This window comes from Enterobacter sp. SST3 (genome assembly GCF_000286655.1).
GTDB classification, from domain to species: Bacteria; Pseudomonadota; Gammaproteobacteria; order Enterobacterales; family Enterobacteriaceae; genus Enterobacter; species Enterobacter roggenkampii.
The window spans coordinates 66,818-85,066 of sequence record NZ_ALNS01000011.1; the positions used below are offsets into that span (position 1 = coordinate 66,818).

22 protein-coding genes and 1 pseudogene are annotated in these 18,249 nt (G+C 54.8%); 17 read left to right on the forward strand and 6 right to left on the reverse strand.

Translation table 11 applies throughout. The features are described 5' to 3' along the window. Window positions 1–283 precede the first annotated feature (283 nt). Together B498_RS15965 and B498_RS15960 are read right to left on the reverse strand one after the other, a co-directional pair. Complete coding sequence (locus B498_RS15965; protein ID WP_000043651.1) at window positions 284–1,336, reverse strand: phage portal protein; 1,053 nt, start codon at window positions 1,334–1,336, stop codon at window positions 284–286. A 2-nt stretch (window positions 1,337–1,338) separates the two neighbouring features. Next, entirely contained in the window at window positions 1,339–3,060 is a 1,722-nt protein-coding gene (locus B498_RS15960) for a terminase large subunit domain-containing protein (RefSeq protein WP_008500365.1), read from the reverse strand. A 160-nt stretch (window positions 3,061–3,220) separates the two neighbouring features. Here B498_RS15960 and B498_RS15955 point away from each other — a divergent pair, with 160 nt between their 5' ends. The 16 genes from B498_RS15955 (at window position 3,221) to B498_RS15880 (ending at window position 13,584) form a co-directional block, all read left to right on the forward strand. After that, a complete protein-coding gene (locus B498_RS15955) occupies window positions 3,221–4,054 on the forward strand; it encodes a GPO family capsid scaffolding protein (RefSeq protein ID WP_008500366.1) in 834 nt (277 codons plus the stop codon). A 23-nt stretch (window positions 4,055–4,077) separates the two neighbouring features. Then, a complete protein-coding gene (locus B498_RS15950) occupies window positions 4,078–5,127 on the forward strand; it encodes a phage major capsid protein, P2 family (protein WP_008500367.1) in 1,050 nt (349 codons plus the stop codon). 46 nt (window positions 5,128–5,173) lie between these two features. Next, complete coding sequence (gene gpM, locus B498_RS15945) at window positions 5,174–6,037, forward strand: phage terminase small subunit (RefSeq protein WP_008500368.1); 864 nt, start codon at window positions 5,174–5,176, stop codon at window positions 6,035–6,037. 103 nt (window positions 6,038–6,140) lie between these two features. After that, window positions 6,141–6,638: a head completion/stabilization protein gene (locus B498_RS15940; protein ID WP_008500369.1), complete on the forward strand. Its 498-nt coding sequence runs from the start codon at window positions 6,141–6,143 to the stop codon at window positions 6,636–6,638. Next, complete coding sequence (locus B498_RS15935; protein WP_008500370.1) at window positions 6,638–6,838, forward strand: tail protein X; 201 nt, start codon at window positions 6,638–6,640, stop codon at window positions 6,836–6,838. Before B498_RS15940 ends, B498_RS15935 begins: the two co-directional genes overlap by 1 nt. Next, complete coding sequence (locus B498_RS15930) at window positions 6,829–7,110, forward strand: hypothetical protein (RefSeq protein WP_000420349.1); 282 nt, start codon at window positions 6,829–6,831, stop codon at window positions 7,108–7,110. Before B498_RS15935 ends, B498_RS15930 begins: the two co-directional genes overlap by 10 nt. Continuing rightward, window positions 7,107–7,658 carry a lysozyme gene (locus B498_RS15925; RefSeq protein WP_008500372.1) on the forward strand — a complete coding sequence of 184 codons (552 nt, stop codon included), beginning with the start codon at window positions 7,107–7,109 and terminating at the stop codon, window positions 7,656–7,658. Before B498_RS15930 ends, B498_RS15925 begins: the two co-directional genes overlap by 4 nt. Beyond that, window positions 7,655–8,050: a hypothetical protein gene (locus tag B498_RS22695; protein ID WP_008500373.1), complete on the forward strand. Its 396-nt coding sequence runs from the start codon at window positions 7,655–7,657 to the stop codon at window positions 8,048–8,050. Before B498_RS15925 ends, B498_RS22695 begins: the two co-directional genes overlap by 4 nt. Before the next feature lie 141 nt (window positions 8,051–8,191). After that, complete coding sequence (locus B498_RS15915) at window positions 8,192–8,641, forward strand: phage tail protein (protein ID WP_008500374.1); 450 nt, start codon at window positions 8,192–8,194, stop codon at window positions 8,639–8,641. Next, window positions 8,638–9,279, forward strand: a complete 642-nt coding sequence (locus B498_RS15910) for a phage virion morphogenesis protein (RefSeq protein ID WP_008500375.1) — start codon at window positions 8,638–8,640, stop codon at window positions 9,277–9,279. The genes B498_RS15915 and B498_RS15910 overlap by 4 nt, the downstream gene beginning before the upstream one ends. Then, window positions 9,279–9,863 carry a phage baseplate assembly protein V gene (locus B498_RS15905; RefSeq protein ID WP_008500376.1) on the forward strand — a complete coding sequence of 195 codons (585 nt, stop codon included), beginning with the start codon at window positions 9,279–9,281 and terminating at the stop codon, window positions 9,861–9,863. The genes B498_RS15910 and B498_RS15905 overlap by 1 nt, the downstream gene beginning before the upstream one ends. Then, window positions 9,860–10,228, forward strand: a complete 369-nt coding sequence (locus B498_RS15900) for a GPW/gp25 family protein (protein ID WP_008500377.1) — start codon at window positions 9,860–9,862, stop codon at window positions 10,226–10,228. Before B498_RS15905 ends, B498_RS15900 begins: the two co-directional genes overlap by 4 nt. Next, the gene (locus B498_RS15895) at window positions 10,215–11,111 is read left to right on the forward strand and encodes a baseplate J/gp47 family protein (RefSeq protein ID WP_008500378.1); all 897 of its coding nucleotides are present in this window, start codon (window positions 10,215–10,217) and stop codon (window positions 11,109–11,111) included. The genes B498_RS15900 and B498_RS15895 overlap by 14 nt, the downstream gene beginning before the upstream one ends. Next, window positions 11,104–11,718: a phage tail protein I gene (locus tag B498_RS15890; RefSeq protein WP_008500379.1), complete on the forward strand. Its 615-nt coding sequence runs from the start codon at window positions 11,104–11,106 to the stop codon at window positions 11,716–11,718. Before B498_RS15895 ends, B498_RS15890 begins: the two co-directional genes overlap by 8 nt. Further along, window positions 11,708–12,994, forward strand: coding sequence for a phage tail protein (locus B498_RS15885; protein WP_008500380.1), 1,287 nt, complete (start codon window positions 11,708–11,710; stop codon window positions 12,992–12,994). The genes B498_RS15890 and B498_RS15885 overlap by 11 nt, the downstream gene beginning before the upstream one ends. After that, a complete protein-coding gene (locus tag B498_RS15880) occupies window positions 12,994–13,584 on the forward strand; it encodes a tail fiber assembly protein (RefSeq protein WP_008500381.1) in 591 nt (196 codons plus the stop codon). Before B498_RS15885 ends, B498_RS15880 begins: the two co-directional genes overlap by 1 nt. A 102-nt stretch (window positions 13,585–13,686) precedes the next feature. Here B498_RS15880 and B498_RS15875 read toward each other — a convergent pair whose 3' ends face one another. After that, window positions 13,687–14,238: an ATP-dependent Clp protease proteolytic subunit gene (locus tag B498_RS15875; RefSeq protein WP_008500382.1), complete on the reverse strand. Its 552-nt coding sequence runs from the start codon at window positions 14,236–14,238 to the stop codon at window positions 13,687–13,689. An 85-nt stretch (window positions 14,239–14,323) separates the two neighbouring features. Here B498_RS15875 and B498_RS23330 point away from each other — a divergent pair. After that, a pseudogene (locus B498_RS23330) lies at window positions 14,324–14,664 on the forward strand (recombinase family protein); the annotation flags it as partial. A 7-nt stretch (window positions 14,665–14,671) separates the two neighbouring features. On the opposite strand, the gene B498_RS15870 reads toward B498_RS23330, so the two are convergent. The 3 genes from B498_RS15870 to B498_RS22135 are packed head-to-tail and all read right to left on the reverse strand — an operon-like array spanning window position 14,672 to window position 18,242. Continuing rightward, complete coding sequence (locus B498_RS15870) at window positions 14,672–15,160, reverse strand: phage tail protein (protein WP_008500383.1); 489 nt, start codon at window positions 15,158–15,160, stop codon at window positions 14,672–14,674. A gap of 9 nt (window positions 15,161–15,169) precedes the next feature. Then, window positions 15,170–18,109, reverse strand: coding sequence for a phage tail tape measure protein (locus B498_RS15865; protein ID WP_008500384.1), 2,940 nt, complete (start codon window positions 18,107–18,109; stop codon window positions 15,170–15,172). Next, the gene (locus B498_RS22135) at window positions 18,099–18,242 is read right to left on the reverse strand and encodes a GpE family phage tail protein (RefSeq protein WP_039268621.1); all 144 of its coding nucleotides are present in this window, start codon (window positions 18,240–18,242) and stop codon (window positions 18,099–18,101) included. Before B498_RS22135 ends, B498_RS15865 begins: the two co-directional genes overlap by 11 nt. Window positions 18,243–18,249: the final 7 nt, after the last annotated feature.

Sequence of the window (18,249 nt, forward strand, 5' to 3'; positions counted from 1 at the left end):
TGCACAAAAAGAGGTCGGTTTACCGCGCAGGCGAGGCGGGGGAGCAAGCGCGCGCAAAGGGGGGGCATGCAGGGGGTCATATCCTCCGCCATTCGCCGCCTGTCGGGCGCTCATGTTGATGGTTGAGCGAAGCGGCAGCGCGAGAGAAGTCGCGCCAGAAGCCCGCTGGCTGCGTCTGGTTGGGGGTGTGGTTTATTTGTGTTTAGCGAGTGGCCGATATGGCCGGAAATGATGGTGCTGCGGGTGGTACCGCACCGCCAGAAATGACGATGCGGCCAGGAGATCACTTCGTGGGCTCAAGCAATGCGTAAGGGTTGAAGCGAATCACCTCCTCACCCAGCCAGTCGTTAACATGCTTCATGGCCTCCATGCAGGGTGTCAGCTCGTTGACGGCGAACACGCGAGCCGCTTTCTCAATATCACCGAATGAACCGTTCCCTTCCGGAATGGCGCCCATCAGTTGCGGCGGTACCCGGTGCGCTGCCAGCATGTCATCGCGGGTGGAAGACTTCACCCCCACAAACTCATCCTTAGCCGATATCTGGCTGAATGGCAGTATTTGCACGGAGTCTTTGCCGCCGTTAGGTGCGTGCAGAAGGATGTTCTTAAACGCACCGCCGCGCCGGGTGTCCGTCAGCGTCTTTTTGAGCTTATCAAGGCTCTCCTGGTCGGCCATCGCGCTGTTAACGTAGACGATGCAGCCAGCGTGTGAGCCGTTGTCGTAGTAGAGCTTTCTGAACTTGTCAGCAGAATGGGCCAGGTTTGCAGACAGCAGGCCAGCGAAATACTCAGGCATGCCGTATATTTCCTGGTGAATATCCGGGCTGAGAACGTGGCATACCGAGCCCGTTGAAAACATGTGATCCTGTAGCCCGGCCTGAATAAACCAGTAAGTGTCCAGGTCAGAACCACGGCGTGTGTATTTCGCCAGCGAGTGACGAAAGCCAAAGGAACCACCAAGCCGGTTTTTTCGCATCTCAAGATAGCCATTCCCGAAGACAAACCAGTCCAGCGCGAAGGCGGAGAACACCTGGCGGGAAAGAAGTTTGTGCGGGATAAAGCATCCGGCAAGGACGTTGCGCTTGAAATAAAGCGCCGACTGGTGCCAGCTCGCATAGCCAAACTGACGGGCGAGACCATACCAGTCAATGGGGGTTTCGTAGTATCGCCCGTTGTCTGCGCAATACATGTTATCAAGCAGGTCGCTGGCACCACTCACCGGCCATGGGCCGTCGAAGGTGAATGAGTTCAGCTCCGGTGACGCTTTCAGTGAGGCGGCGAGATCTGCCTGCTCCCTGGCATACTTCCTGCCGCGTGTGGGTCTTTGTTTGCTCAAGGTTAATACTCCGTAACTGTCATACTGCTGCCGCCTTCTTGTCCCAGCGGTTCGTTAATGGTGGCAAGCATCGTCGCCCATGCGAGATCGCCATGACTGACGCCGCGAGATCGGTCCGTGTCGTAAGTGACAACGCCGCCAGGGGTAACGATCTTGCGGACAGAGTTGAATGCACCTACCAGGTCAAGCTCACCACGATCAAACTCCCAGCGCCCGCCACGAATCAGCTGTTGCATCTTCAGCACGAGCATTCGCTTACTGGACGGTGAGAACTGGTAACAAACCGCTGCCGGGAAATGCTTTTTAACCAGCTGATAAACCGCTTCACCAATACCGGTGCCATCGATCCCAATGTGCTGCACGTTGTACCGGGTGAGCATGCCGATAATGAGATTGGCCTGCTCTTCGAACTCCATCCCTCGTATGCGTAGTGTCTCAATCGTGCGGAACTTGCCGCCGGGCACCATCGGCACAGCGTTAACGGATATGGCTCCACTGTCCCCCTTGCCGCTGGCGCCGTTCGGGTCGTAGCCAATCCAGACGGGACGATCAGCCATGGGGCGGGCCGCATATGGCCGCCAGTCGGGCCAGTCGTCATAACCATCAGCACCGCATGCCAGTAGCCTGTTATAGTCAAAGGCGCTTTCACCGCTTTTGATGAACTGGCATCCGTACAGGTTGTCGTATTCTTCCGGGCTGTTCTCTTCCCGGATTTCGTCGATATCAGTCAGATCCCATCCATGGTCGATAGCATCCTGCAACGTGACAATCTGCCTCCAGATCTTGTCCGGGCACATCAGGCCGCTGTTAAGCGTTTTCCAGGATGTATCAAACTCAATGCGCTTGCCATGGCTGCGACCTTTGTTAAATGCTTCACCTGTCCAGAATGGATAAGCCTCATGGCTTTCGGCTGAAGGGGTGGAGAAATAGGTACGCGTTAGGCCTTTTAGCGTTGCCATGGCGCCCGCGACTTTTTTCAGGTTGGCAAACTGGCCTACCCAAAAGAATTCGTCGAAATACAGGTTGCCCGTGTATGACTGAGCGGTAGCCGCTGACGTGCCAAGAAAATGCAGCTCGGCGCCGTTGAACAGCTGGATCATGTCGCCGCCCTTGAGCTCCACGTCAACTTCTTCGGCGGCCGAGCGAATGAAACTACGAAACTGGTACGCCTGGCGGCGGCTTGCCGATAAAAAGATTTGGTTGCGCTGGTGCTTATATTTCACATCCTCAGACAGGGCGCGCACCAGAGCTTCACGTGCGAAATACCACGTCGCGCCAACCTGACGGCTTTTCAGGATCATGCGGTTGCGCCAGTGGTGATTGTCATACCACCCTTTCTGGTGCCAGTGCAGAGAGCCGAGAATGTTCTCCCGCAGCGCGGCAATCTGCGACTCTGAGAAATAGTTTTGCTTTTTGCGGATCTTTTTCTTCGGCTGGGTGGCTGCTGTGCCGTTATCCAGCTTTTTCAGCTGACGGGTGAGCAGGTCAATCTCTTTGAAATCACCGCCGGTCTTTTTGTCTTTGCCAGTGAGCTGAATTAGTCTGGCATCAATGGATGTTGTCACGCGCTGGATCGGCGGTGTGGCGTCCCATTCATCTCGCTTTTTCCATGAGTAAACCGTGTTCTGGTTGATCCCCATCAGGCGTGCGATCTCTGCTGGCGGGTAGCCCTGCCAGTAAAGCTGTCGTGCACGCTGCATGATGAATGCTTCTTCAATCGCCATTAATCCTCCTCGCTTCCTGCCGGGGAGATTAACCCGCGCGCGCGTACCCTTGCGCTCGCTTTAGGTTGTAGTGCTCCGCTCACAACAACAACGCGTTGAGGGGGGATGCGTCCCCCTGCCATCATCTCCGGGAACTCAGAAAACAAGCGAGTAAACGAACATGGCAGGCACAGCAAAACCACGTAAGAAGTTTCGCGTGGCCGTCTCCGGAAATACCGTTGACGGGCGCGAAATTCAACCGCAGCACCTTCGCGATGCGGCAGCAAATTACAACCCTGAGGTCTATGGCGCGCGGGTCAACATTGAGCACTATCTCTCTATGTTCCCGAATAGCGATTTTGGCGCGATGGGGGATGTGGTAGCCCTCAGCACTGAAGACATCACCGAAGGTGCGCTGGCGGGGCGTACCGCGCTTTATGCCGAAATCGAACCATCCGAGCGCATGGTGCAGATGACCGACAAAGGGCAAAAAGTCTATTCCAGTATTGAGCTGCATCCGCAGTTTGCCCTCAACGGCAAAGCCTATGTTGTCGGGCTGGCAATGACCGATACCCCGGCGAGCCTGGGTACTGAGCGTCTTAAATTTGCCTCACAGCAGCGTGCATCGGTGATGGCCTTCAATAACCAGCAGGGTGAGGCGCCGATGTTCACCGAAGCGCTTGAAGCAGAGGTGATCGAGCTGACCGCCCAGCGCAGCGATGAAGGTGCTAAGTGGTTTAACCGCGTGATGAGCATTATTGGCAAAGGTCAGAAAACGGACGATCAGCGCTTCAGTCAGATGCATCAGGTCGTTGAGGCCGTGGCGCAATCGCAATCCGAGCAAATTGATCGCTTCAGTGCCGCAGAACAGGAGCGCCAGGAGGATAAGGCCGCTATCCAGAAGCTGACCACTGAGCTTGCGGAGCTGCGCCAGAAGCTGGGAAGCACTGAAGCTTCCTTCAGTCAGCGACCACCTGCGAACGGCGGCGCTAACGCGCAGCTGGCTGATTACTGATATCCACTACGAGAGCAGAGAACATGGAAAACAATACCCGCCAGCTGTTTGATCAGTACATCGCGCAACAGGCGCGCTTAAACGGCGTATCGACTGCGGCAGTCGCTGCGAAATTTGCGGTAGACCCTGCGCGCCAGCAGCGCATGGAGCAGGCCGCACAGGAGAGTGATTCTTTCCTGAGCAAAATTAACGTGTTTGGCGTTAATCAGCAGATTGGTCAGAAAGTGCTGATTGGCAGCAAAGGCCCGATGGCTGGCGTTAACAACAGCACCACCAACCGTCGTAATCCAGGGGCTAACCATTCAATGGAGCCGTTTGATTACATGTGCCGTAAGGTCAACTACGACTACGGGATCAGCTATGAACAGCTTGATGCCTGGGCGCATATGCCGGAATTCCAGCCCCTGATCAGCAAGGCGATGGCTCGCCAGATGTCACTTGACCGCATCATGATCGGTTTCAACGGCACCAAATACAGCGATCCATCAGACCGCGCGGCTAACCCGCTGTTGCAGGATTGTGGTATTGGCTGGCTGGAGAAAATCCGTACCGAAGCCTCACATCGCGTGATTTCCGGCGTCACGATCACTTCCCGTGATGAAGATAACAAGGTTATTGCGAAAGGGACTTACGGCAACCTGGGCGCGGCGGTGTACGACGCCAAAAACAGCCTGATGGATGAGTGGCATAAACGTAATCCTGACAACGTGGTGATCCTGGCGGGCGACCTGTTGACCACCGGCAACTTCCCGGCGATTAACGCCATGAGCCAGACCAACCCGAACACCGAAATGTTGGCCGGTCAGCTGATTGTTGCGCAGGAACGTGTCGGCAACATGCCGACCTTCATCGCGCCGTACTTCCCGGTCAATGGCGTACTGATCACGCCGTTTAAAAACCTGTCCGTGTACTACCAGCGCGGTGGAATGCGCCGGACGATCAAGGAGGAGCCGGAGTACAACCGTATTGCGACCTATCAGTCATCGAATGATGACTTTGTGATCGAGGACTACGGCAACGTCGCATTCATTGACGGCATTACCTTTGCCGAGGCACCGGCAGGCGGCGAATAACCGCACACTGGCGGGCTTCGGCCCGCCGTTCATCGGGGAAGAAACAATGCTGACACCGGCACAACGACATTTTCAACGCGTCATGGCTGAGCGCCATGGCAAGGCAGATGATCTGTCAGAAACGGCGCGTACTGCGCACGAGCAAATTCTGCACCGCATGCGTATGGATATGAGTGCGCTGAAGAAAATTCAGGGCGAACAGGCAAAAGCCGCGCTTAAACGCCAGTTGCTACCCAATTACGAGGGGTGGATTGAAGGGACGCTGGAGGGAGACAGCGGGCGACAGGATGAAGTGATCACGCGCCTAATGATTTGGGCGATTGATATTCGGGATTATCCGCTGGCGGTGCGCATCGGGCGGTATGTCATCGCGCACAATCTGGCAATGCCAGACCGGTTTAACCGCACGGCAGCGACAGCGCTGGTCGATGAGATTTGCGATCCCATTCTGGTGCAGGTCAAGGCGGATGACAGCACTGATGTTAAGCCATATCTGGCGGTGCTCGATGAGGTCCAGGAGATCACTGAAAACAGCGATATGCCAGACGTCGTCCGGGCCAAGCTGTATAAAGCCCGTGCTTTTGCATTGTGCAACGGCACTGCGGATGAACAGGCGACTGCGCTGGAGCTGTTGCGCCGCGCGCTGAATCTCGACTCCGGCGCCGGGGTGAAAAAGCTGATCGATAAGCTTGCCAGGCAGGTAAAAAAAGCCTCTGCGGAAAATGCATCAGGCAGTGAGGGGGCAGACCAGAGCGGGGGCGAAGAGGGCAATAATCAGGCTGCAGCAACGCCGGAAGTGACGGTGCCAGCTGCCAAAAAGCCAGCCGCCAAAAACAACCCCGGAAGCACAACACGTAAAACGGTGGCCCGCAAAACAACGACGAAAAAGCCCACCGCCGATAAAAAATAACCGACTTGCGCCCCGTGCGCTGGCGGCGCGGGCGGAGATCTGCAACACATCGCGTTAGCTTTTCTCCGTCCGCTCACCGCCAACCTTTTCTGGAGACTACACGATGAGCCTTGTGGCCCCTCGCACAGTTACCCCCTCTGCGGAGGATGTGCCGGACGTGGATGACGGCGGAGAGAAAGTCACCGCCGGGGAGTTCTGGCCCGAGATAGTGCTGAGCAACGTCCGTAAGGAGATGCGGATCACCGGTGCGGTTACCACTTCGCGTTTAAAGCAGGTGGTTATTGAAGCCGTAGCCCACACAGCTGACCAGCTGAAGAAATGGCAGGCAGAACAGATTGGGGCCGGATATGCCAGTTTGGCCGCCGTACCGGCCATGGTGATTAACGACGAGAGTGTAAAGGTATATCGCTGGCGCCGCGCAGTTTACAGCATCTCGCGGGCCCTACTGATCGAGACTTTCCGCGATGTTGACACCACGGGTGACGCGGGCGAGAAGCGCGCCGCCGCACTCGCAACCCAGGCGAATGATCACTGGCGTGATGCGCGCTGGGCTATCTCGGATATTCAGGGCGTGGTCCGTAACTCTGCGGAGGCGTTCTGATGAAGGTGAAGGCATTGCAAGGCGATACAGTGGATTTGTTGTGTCAGCGTCACTACGGCATCACCCAGGGCGTGACCGAGATCGTACTGGCTGCGAATCATGCGCTGGCCGGTCAGATCTTTCTTGATGCAGGGCAGGAAGTTGAGCTGCCTGCCGTCGACACCTCTGCGACAAAGGAGACTGTTCAATTATGGAGCTGATAAACCGCCTCTGGAACTGGACGGTGTACCTCTGGTCGATGCTGCTGACGGGCGTCGGCATGATGACGCAGAAGGACTGGCTGGCTTTCATTGCTGCGCTCACCGGGATCGTGGTTGCCGTGCTGGGTGAGCTCCATCGCCGCCGGATGTCCCGCATCCATGAAACCAATAATGTTCTGCTGAATGAATTGATCGATGCGATTCGGGACGATACCGAGAACCGGCAGGACGTGAAGGAGTTAATCCGGACTATCAGGGAGTCACCGCGATGAAAAGAGGAATTATTGCCTGTTCTGTTGCGGCGATTGTCTCTCTCGCAGCGGCACTCTGGCCGCAGATGCTGCGCACAAGCCCTGAAGCGCAGCTGAAGATGGCGAAATACGAGGATTGCCGAAAGACGCCGTATTACTGCCCGGCAGGTGTGCTGACCGTAGGCATGGGGTCGACCAGCAACGTGCAGAACCGCGAGTACGCCGAGCGCGAGATCGCCGAGCGATGGGTGAATGACCTGTTTCGTGCTGAGAAATGCGTAAACCGCGAGTTTAATGGCGCAGCTGCACCACAACGGGTTTTCGAAGCGCTGAGTGACGGCGCATTTAACGTCGGTTGTGGTGGTCTTGGCTGGTACACCAACAAAAAGGGCCAGAAGGTCAGAACAACAATCTGGCGCAATGCGCAGGATGGTAACTGGCAGGGTGTTTGCGAGCGACTCACAGACTTTGTCAACTCCGGCGGAAAACGCCTGCCGGGGCTGGTAAAGCGCCGGGAAGAGTTTCGGGACTGGTGCCTCTCAGAGCCTGAGCTGAAGGGGGCGAAATGAAAGCGCTGGGTGTATTTACCGTTTGTATTTCCCTTCTGCTGGTCATCGCAGGTGTCAGGCTGACGCTGGAGAGCAGTAAGCGAGAGGCCGCAGAGACGGCCCTTGGAGAAGCCAAACAGAAGCTTAAGCAAACCGGTGATGTGCTGGCCGAGATCAGGGCGTTACGTAACGACGTGAACGAAGTGGCCGCTGGTCTGAAAACACTGGCTCAGAAGCGTAGCGATACAGGGGAAAAGCGCCGTGAAAATATCAAAACTGAGCTGGCCGGTGATAAATGCGCCGCTGTGCCTGTGCCTGGCCGTGTGGCTGACAGCCTGTACCAGCGAGCCGCCGAAGTTGGCGCCGGTGATTATTCAGGAACCTTTACCGGAAAGCCTGACGGCAAAAACTGAAACGCCAGCACCGCCAAAACCAATGACATACGGGAGCCTCGCTCCGTGGTCCGATGCGCTGCTGGATGCGCTGGACACATGCAACGCCGATAAGGCGGGTATCAGAGAGCTGGAACTGCGGCGAATCGCCAGGGGGATAAAGTGAAAAAAGCAGAGTTGATGCGTGAAGCCCTGATAGCCGGTAACACCTGGTGTAAGGCCAATCCGGAGCAAATCACCGTCTGGGTGGAAAAAGGCAATATAGGGATTGAAGCGACCGGCGAACCGTCTTTCATGTACCTCTACACCATCAATATTCTCGCCGTGGAATTCCCCGGGGCGGTTGATGACCTGATGCTGCCGATCATGGCCTGGGCCTGGCAATATCAGCCGGATTTACTGCTGAATCCTGACAATAACCGCAAGGTGGAGTTCGACGCTGACATTATCAGCGACGACCTGGCCGATCTTCTGTTCAAGGTGCCGGTCTGGGAGCGCGTCATGGTGGAAACCGTTGACGGGAAGCCCGTCGCGAAACACCTGAGCGAAGACCGTCCGCGCATCCATGGCGGTGAGTGGGGAGTGGTATTTGGCGGAGGAGAGCTGGCATGACCGATGATGCAGCGCTGTTTCATCAACTCGATCAGGTTTTTGCAGACATTCTGTCCGCAATGGCGCCAGCGAGCCGGTTGCGTACTGCGCACGGAATAGCGACTACATTACGCCGTAGCCAGAGCCAGCGCATCGGGAAGCAGACAGCTCCGGATGGCACGAAATACCAGAAGCGTCATCGCCGCGTCTTACGCTCCCAGGCTGGGATCGGTTTTGTCTGGCAAGGTGAGGAGCGTCGTCTGCGGAACTGGCGGGCAACCCGTGGAAGCCGGGGACGCATGCTGACAGGCTTTGATGAGGGGAAGGGGGCCGTTCGCTCGTTCTATCGCTCTGATATTGAGCGTTATCTTGATATCAGTTTCAGCGAGACGCGCCGTGATACCACGAAAAGCGATCCCATGTTTCGCCGACTGCGCACAACCCGTTTTCTGAAAGCAAGAGCGACTTCTGAGGGGGCTGTAGTTGGTTTTTCGGGCGCTGCTGCCCGCATCGCCCGCGTTCACCAGTACGGACTGCGGGACCGGGTAAACGACAGTGGCGCGATGGCAAGCTACCCGCGCCGTGAGTTGCTCGGCCTGAGCAAGGCGGACCGCATGGCTATAGCCCGGCAGGTCATTGATTCTCTGGGGGTGAGTTGATGAATCTGGCTGAAGTCATTCGCCTGCTGGAAAACATCGTTCGCACCGGTACGGTAACGGAGATTGACGAGAAAAAATGGCGGGTAAGGGTGAAAAGCGGAGAACTGGATTCCACCTGGTTGCGCTGGAGTGCACAGCGTGCAGGCGCTTTCAGCGTCTGGGTGCCGCCGTCTGTTGGCGAGCAGGTATGGTTCCTGTGCCTTGGGGGTAACACTACCGCTGCGATCATCGGGGGGAGTCTTTACAGTAACGACAATCCGGCGCCAGGCGCATCGGCAAAAGAAATGATCGTGACCGCACCGGATGGAGCGAAGTTTCGCTATGACGCAGAAGCAGGGGCTTTGCAGGTCAGCGGTATTAAATCAGCAAAGATTGAGGCGTCGGTTAAGGTCTTGCTGGAAACGCCAATGGTCGAGTGTACCGAGATGCTGAAAACCAAAAACTTCACCGTTACGGAAGGCGGCAAAATGCAGGGGGACTTTACGCACACTGGTGGTGCGTTCATCTCAAACGGTGTCCAGGTTGATGATCATGATCATGGTGCCGTGCAGCGTGGCGGAAGCTGGACGGAGGGCACGAAATGACGGTGCGTTATACCGGGATGAATCCTGATGGCACGGGAACGCTGACGGATGCCGCCCACGTGTGGCAGTCAGCCAGTGACATTCTTAACACCCCGATAGGCTCGCGGGTCATGCGCCGTGACTACGGCTCTCTTGTTCCTGATCTGATTGATGGTCCGCAAAACGACGTTACACGCATGCAGCTGATGAGCGCGGTGGTTATTGCGCTGGCGACATGGGAACCGCGGATCACGCTGAGCATCGTGGAGGTGCGTTATTCGCAGTCAGGAGCAGTGGAGGCGGGATTGTCAGGGGCACTGACGGAATCTATGGAACAGCAGACGACAACCTTAACACTCAGGAAAAGCAGCAATGGCAACAGTTGATTTGGCGCAGCTTCCACCGCCGCAAATTATTGAAGTGCTGGATTTTGAAGTGATCCTGGCTGATGTCAAAGCCGTCATGATCGCGGCTTTCCCTGATGAACAACAGGCCTCTGTTGCCGCTGCGTTAAAACTTGAGTCTGAACCCCTGACCATACTGGCGCAGGTGATTGCCTACCGGGAATTAATGCTGCGCCAGCGAATCAATGAGGGTGCTGCGGCCTGCATGTTGAGCCATTCCGTCTCCACCGATCTTGATAACCTTGCGGGGAACCTGAACACCGAACGTCTGGTTCGTATTCCGGCTACCGAAACCACCGATGCAGAGATGGAAAGCGATACCGCACTGCGTCTGCGGGCGCAATCCGCTTTTGAAGGGCTGAGCGTTGCTGGCCCAACGGGGGCTTACGAATATTTTGCAAAAAGTGCGAGCGGTAAAGTTGCTGATGCCAGGGCAACCAGCCCTTCTCCCGCTGTCGTCGTCGTGTCCATTTTGTCTACCGAAGGGGATGGCACGGCGAGCGACGAGCTGATCGCAACGGTAAACGACACGCTCTCAGCGGATGATAAGCGGCCTGTCGCCGACCGGCTAACAGTCCAGTCAGCGGAGATTGTGAATTATGAAATTGACGCACTGCTTTATCTCTATCCGGGGCCGGAATCTGAGCCGATCCTGAGTGCGGCAGATGATTCATTGCGGGCATGGCGGGCAGAGCAGGGGAAAATCGGTCGCGATGTTGCGCGTTCGGCCATTATGGCCGCTCTTCATGTGCAGGGGGTGCAGCGCGTAGTCTTGCTGAACCCTCCGGAAGACATCGTGATCGATGATACCCAGGCGGCTCGGTGTATTTCGCACACCATCAATGCAGGGGGGACGGATGAATAACAGCCTCCTGCCGCCTTCAGCCAGCACTTTCATGCGGAACGCTGAGAAACCGACTGCGCGGATCAGCGGTATTCCTGTCGACCTTCGAAAGCTCTGGAATCCGGATGAATGCCCCGTGGAGTTTTTACCCTATCTTGCCTGGGCGTTGTCTGTTGATCGCTGGGATAAGCGCTGGTCTGAACAGACTAAGAGGCAGGTAATCAAAGCCTCCTGGCTTGTCCATCGTCACAAAGGCACGATTTCAGCGCTGAGGCGCGTTGTTGAACCTTTCGGCTATTTGCTGAGGGTGATTGAGTGGTGGCAGAACGGCGAGGAGCCAGGCACTTTCCGGCTTGAAATCGGCATTCAGGATGAGGGGATCACCGAGGAAACTTATCGGGAGCTTGAGCGCCTGATTGACGATGCAAAACCCAGAAGCCGTCACCTCACAGGCCTTTCGCTTTCGCTTCAGTCTCAGGGTTATATCGAGATAGGGGCGGGGTGTTACGTGGGCGATACGCTGACGGTATATCCCTATTTTCCTGAAACTATCGCTGTGGGTGGCAATGACTACACCGGCGCAGCAATCCATTTAATTGATACCGTGGAGATCGCAAGTGGCGACTAAATATCTTGCCCTGTTGACCAATATCGGGGCGGCAAAACTGGCAAAAGCCACGGCGTTGGGTACGAAAGTTGAGATTACCCAGCTGGCCGTTGGTGATGGCAATGGTGTACTGCCTGCACCGAATCCGGCACAGACTGCCCTCGTACATGAGTTACGCCGCGCCCCTTTGAATATGCTGACGGTGGACCCGGCGAACGCCAGCCAGATCATTGCGGAACAGGTCATACCGGAAGACGTCGGCGGGTGGTGGATTCGTGAGATCGGCCTTTTCGATAAAGATGGCGATATGGTGGCGATTGCCAATTGCGCTGAAACCTATAAGCCTCAGTTGCAGGAGGGGAGCGGACGCGTTCAGGTTATTCGCGTGATCTTGATTGTCAGCAGCACCGAAGCCGTTACGTTGAAGATTGATCCGGCTGTTGTACTGGCAACACGCCAGTATGTTGACAGCCAGCTGCGCGCGCATGAGCAGTCACGTAATCACCCGGATGCGTCAACGACAGAGAAAGGGTTTGTGCAGCTCAGCAGCAGTGTGACCAGTGACAGCGAATCGCAGGCTGCAACACCGAAGGCCGTTAAAATTGCGATGGATAACGGGAGCGCACGGCTGGCAAAAGATCGCAACCTGTCGGACTTACCTAATACCGCGTTAGCACGGCAGAATTTAGAACTGGGTGACAGCTCGACGCGAAATGTTGGAACAACGGCCGGAACGGTAGCCTCGGGGGATGATGCTCGAATTACCGGGGCGATGCAGAAAAGCCAAAACGGCGCGGATATTCCTGACGTGGCGAAGTTTCTCCAAAACCTTGGTTTGGGAGATGGTTCCGCTTTGCCCGTTGGGGTGCCTGTTCCATGGCCGCTGGCAACCCCGCCGACCGGCTTTCTGAAAATGAATGGTGCAATATTCGATAAAGTCGCAAACCCTAAGCTTGCTCTGGCATACCCGTCCGGGGTTTTGCCTGATATGCGAGCGCAAACAATCAGGGGTTGGGATGATGGCAGGGGGATTGATACCGGACGTACCCTGCTTAGCGAGCAGGGCGACGCAATCAGAAACATCACCGGCAGCGTGGCAAACGTCTATACCGCCGATCCAAATACAGCGAGTGGGGTACTCAGCTATGCCGGGAGTGGTTTCGGTCAGTGGCAGTCTGGAGCAGGTGTTAATCTCAATTATCGAAATCTTGTACTTAATGCAGCCAATCAGGTACCGACAGCAGCAGAGAACCGCGTTAAAAACGTGGCATTTAACTACATTGTGAGAGCGCAATAATGAAAGATTACATCACCCTTAATGAACAGGGATTCGCAGAAACCTCAGGCTGGGTTGTTTGTTATCTCACTAATCCAGATGGTGAATATATTGGCTATGTCGATGAATTTATTCCAGCAACGTCTGGCGTTCCTGCATGTGCATACATTGATGCTCCGCCAGTTTATGAGGCAGGAAAAGCGATAATACGCGGGGATGGTAAGTGGGTTATGGTTGATGACCATCGTGGTGAAACGGTTTACAGCACAGAGAATGGTCAACCGATTGAAGTGAAAGCTCTCGGCAATTATCCAGACAAAACGACTCTGATCCCACCCGGCACGGCATACGATAAATGGGATGGTAAAGCATGGGTGACGGACTATGACGCACTAAAAGCCGGTCAAATCGCCGAGGCTGAACAACAGAGACAAAACCTTACCACACATGCGAATGAGATAACCGCCGACTGGCGTACTGAATTGTCCCTGGGCATTATTGACGATAACGACAAAGCGAAGTTAACGGCTTGGATGAAGTACATCAAAGCAGTGAAGGCAGTCGATACCTCCACTGCACCGGATGTCAGCTGGCCTAAGCGTCCGTCATGATCTTTTTGGGTTTAAAAGTAGATTGACGCATTATCTTTAACAGACTTGTCACTCCATGGCGAGGAGCGTGCCTGATAATTACGAGATTAAAGGCGTTACATGTTAACAGTTAATCCACCAATATGTTCCGGGTGCCAAAGGGTATCCAGCAACTGTGATATCGTGAATCAACCCCCAGTCACTGGCCATGGCGGCATCTGCAATAGTGGCAGCAGAAATGATTTTCTTCCACTCATCACGATTCTTGCTGCTACCAACGCTAGCCTCGATAACATCAACGAAACGCTCAAGGTCATTATTAAGACACGCGGTCCACTCACTGACTCGTGAGTGATCCACGCTTGGCCCTGCCAGTCCCCAGTGAAATGGGTGTAATAAAAATCTACTACCAGGGTTTGCCTTACGCTCTGAACCCGCCAAAAAGATGATATTTGCGACAGATTCAACATTACTTAAATTATGAGTTCTAACAGGGACAGGTAAGGCTTTTAAAAAGTGATATGCAGTGAATCCTGCAACCAGATCACCGCCTTGGCTGGAAATATAAATGTTTAATTCTGTCGCGCCCTGATTAATGGCTCCCAAGCAATTCCCAATCAAAGCATTAACCGTTGACTGATTGACTGGGCAGGTGAACATAAGTGTGTGTAGCATGGTTTTCTCCTTTCAAAAAAGTATTTTTTCCGTTGGGATGGGTGCTTCTTTTGTTGAGAAGCATTATGTAATGCACTGAAATTAAATAATCGTCAACGAGTTAAGGTATATTTTGATATGGATGACAATGCAGTGCCCTGTCGACAGCATCGACATGTCAAACCTTCTGAAGCGGTCTTTCTTTCACGTTATGGGAGAATTGGCAGATATAGAGTGAGTTAATCGTTGAGAGCACCCGCGCCGGTTTGGTTGCAGCCCGTACAGAAGGAAGGATAGGAGGGTGGCGATCAAAACTGACAGAGCAGCTATGGGAACATGATCGCCGCAGGGGAAAAACGACAGCGGGTGGCTATCATTTTTGATGTCGGAATGTTGACACTTTATAAAAAGTTCCCTTCAACAAGAAGGGAATATGAAGGGGCTTAAGGCATTATTAAAACAGACCGTTGAGCGAATCTTTAACCTGGTTTATCGCATTATTTGCACTCGTCTTTAACTCAGCCAGGGCATCGCTGACGGTCGAACTTTGCAGCTTCTCCCTGTAATCCGCATCGACACGGCTCAGGCTGAGGGTAAATTCGATTTTTTTTGGATTCCCAAATCGGTCGAACTCGGACTTGCCCCGCTCCAGACGTGTTAAAACGTACATACCATAAATACGCCCCGTACCCTCAATAAGGGGCCATGGGCGCCCTGCGTAGCCGATAGTTTCAAGGGCTGACAGCGAGAGATTTCCACCGGTGATTTCCGGGTAAAGGACGCCTGACAGCGTTATATTGTCATCACCAGTACCAATGTACTGCCAGCCAGCTGACTGGTTAACCCGTTCGTTTTTTACGTGCCTCCACTCCTGCGAGTGCTGGAGTTGCTGGTAAGGGGTGGTGCGAAGCATAAAAACGAACATTCCAAAAACCATCATCATAATCGTCACCTAATCTCTGTCGCGGAAAGAACCACGGTTAATTCTGCCGGTGCTGGCCATCGCATCACGCACAACATTGCGCATCATTCTCTCCAGCTCCTGATCCGTGCGCTTACCAACATCGTTAAAGGTAATGTTAAAAACTGGGGCACCGCCAGTCGGAGCGGTAACAGGAGCTGATACCGGAGCCTGTGTGGCTGCTGTCGCTGAAATAATGCCGCCAGCTGCGGGCGTTGCCACTCGCGGTACTGATTGCGGTGTAACGCGAGCTTCCTGATATGCGCCACGCAAAGCCAGAGCACGCGGCAGGTTTTTGAAAATAATGTCACCCGGCCCGACTTTCTTTGTGTTGTCAGCGGTTGCTTTTGTATTGTCTGCGATGCTTTGAAGACGTCTTTGCGTACCGGTATTTCCAGACAGTGGCGAGGCCGCGGGTGGTGCACCAGTAGTAACTGGCGACTCTGCTTTTTTGGGGGCAACTTTAGCCATATCACCGGCAAGGAAAGCCACCTTATCCTGAAGGAGGGCGGAGCGTTGCGCATCCTCAATTTTCTTGCGCGCCCTCTCTGCTTCATCGGGTAATACACCAAGTTTTTCAAGTATCCAGCCAAGGGTATCAAGAAGCATCTTGGCTGGGGTCAGTACGAGATTTATTGCACCGCCGAGCACGTTACCGAAGATCTCGCCAGCGCTCGTGCATTTATCAAGCGTCTCCTTGCTGGTCTGCACTGGCGATAAGAGGTTCGTAAACCACTGCCAGACGGATTTAACCCCATAGCTGATCATGTCAAAGATGGGGGAAAAGGTGGCAAAGGTATCCCTGAGAGGAGAGATCGCCTGCATAACTCCGGTAAACACACCGAGGAAAAACGCCTTAATGGGTTCCCAGTATCGCCAGATTAGCAATCCCGCAGCGACAAATGCGGCGCCAATCAGGCCTATTGGACTGAGTAAAAAAGATAAAGCCCCACCAAGAATAGATACCGCACCGGTGATCATGCCCCAGATTGCTGGTAAGCCAGTGAGGCGCAACAGCAACATGCCAATGTTTTTAGTCAGCGATCCCAAAAGTGCGCCAGGAGACAGGAATGCAGTAAGCAGACCAGAGCGAACCGCGGGGAGAATAGCTGAAATTCTTCCCAGGTTAGGTGCGATTCCTGACAGTAAGACGGACCACCCTCTGACGTTCGCCATGGCCGGGCCCGCGGCAGTGCCGAGAGTGCGAAAAGCTGTAATGGTACCGAGTAGCCCGCGACCACCGGTCAGCAGTGAAAAACCGAGCTGTATTTTGGTGAGAGGGCCAATAAGAATACCCATCGCCAGTGATGCAGCGCCAATTGCCGCCACCAGTGCAAGTGCCCCACCCACAACCAGAATGATTGTTTGTGTCAGGCGGGGGTTTTCTTTTACCCAGGTGCTGGCAGCGGTGATCATATCGCTAAGCCCCTGAGTGAGAGAGCGCAGTGGGCCGTCGGCAGTCTCCTCAACCTGAATGCGGAAACCTTCCCATGCGCTGTCCAGGTTTTTCAGATCACCGCTGAGGTTGTCAGCCATGACCTTCGCTGCCTTCTGCGCTTCGCCCTGAGAGCCGCGCAAATCGGCAAGGAGTTTTTGCAGCTCACCGCTACCAGCCGATCTTACCAGCGCCTGAAATGACTTTGCCGCTTCCTCGCCCGCTATGTCTTTAAAGAATGACAACTGGTCTGTGTCGCCGTACTTTTTGATAGATTTATAAATATCAGACAAGACCACTTCGGCCGGTCGCATTTTCCCGGTGGCATCGGCAACAGAAACGCCCAATTCTTTCAGGGCTGCCTGGGCTTTACCTGTTGGTGCGGCCAGACGCGAGAAGGTGGTTTGCAGTCCCGTACCTGCAATACTGCCGCGCAGGCCAACGTTCGCCATTACGCCGATCATGGCGGTTGTGCGTTCAACATCAACGCCAAGACCTGCCATCCCCGTTCCTGCATACTTCATCGCCTCACCGATGTTCATTAAATCGGTGTTAGTACGGGTAAATGCTGCGGTCAAAACATCGCTGACCCGATCCATTTCCTTTGGATCGAGACGGAACTGCGAAAGAATGTTGGAGCTGATGTCGGCACTTTCACCAAGATCCATGCCGCCAGCCAGCGCCATGTTCAGAACGCCAGGCAATGCAGCCTGAATAGCTTCTGGAGTAAAGCCAGCCATTGCAAGAAACGCCTGCCCACTGGCAGCATCTCGTGAAGTAAATGCAGTTTCTGCACCGAGTTTTTTAGCCTGCGCGCGCAGATCCCCCATTTGGGAAGAGTCTTTATTAAGGCGGGTTAATGCCTGGACGCGTGACATTTCCTCGTCGAAACCAATTGCAGGCGCCAGGAATGATCCGCCAGCGTAACCCGCAGCAGCGGTGCCGAGCATCATCCCCATACCCGCCCCGCGAAGTTTGCCCGCAGTCTCTTTTGCCCGATCGTATCTGGCCTGGGCCTTCTGAGTAGCAGCCAGCTGGCGGCGTTCGCGCTCAAGTGTCTGGTTGTATTGCTCCGTGCGCCTGATGGCACTCTGGATGGCGCCGCTGCCGGTGGTGAGGTTAACGCCATGCTGGCGCACTGCCTGTGCAGCTGTGCGAAGCTGCGTCGTTTGCCTGCCGTATGTTTCAGTCAGCCGGGAAAGTTTGGTGCGAAGTGACTCAAGTCGAGCCGTCTGGGCTTCAGTAAGCTGGCCGCCTTCGCGTTGTTTTTGGTTGAGACCGTCAAAGGCCCGCTGGGTGCTTTTCAGCTTCAGCGCAGTGTCATTGGCTTGCGAGCGCAGCTTATCAAATGACGTTGCGCTTTTTTCCAGGTCTTTGATAGAGGACTGTGTTTTTTTGAGGGAGTCAGAAAGGTCGCCAATGGCTTTACTGGCGGCGCTGACCGGGCGGGTGAGCTTGTCAATTGCACTGAACGCAACGCGAATACTAAGATCCATCGTCGTCATCCTCCTTCTCATGGTTACCGCTTCTGATGGCCGCCCGTTCGCGCCAGGCCATCAGCTCGCGCAACTCCATGCTGTGCATTTCGGAGGGCGGCCAGTGAAATATCACTGCGATGTCAGCGATCAGATCGTCG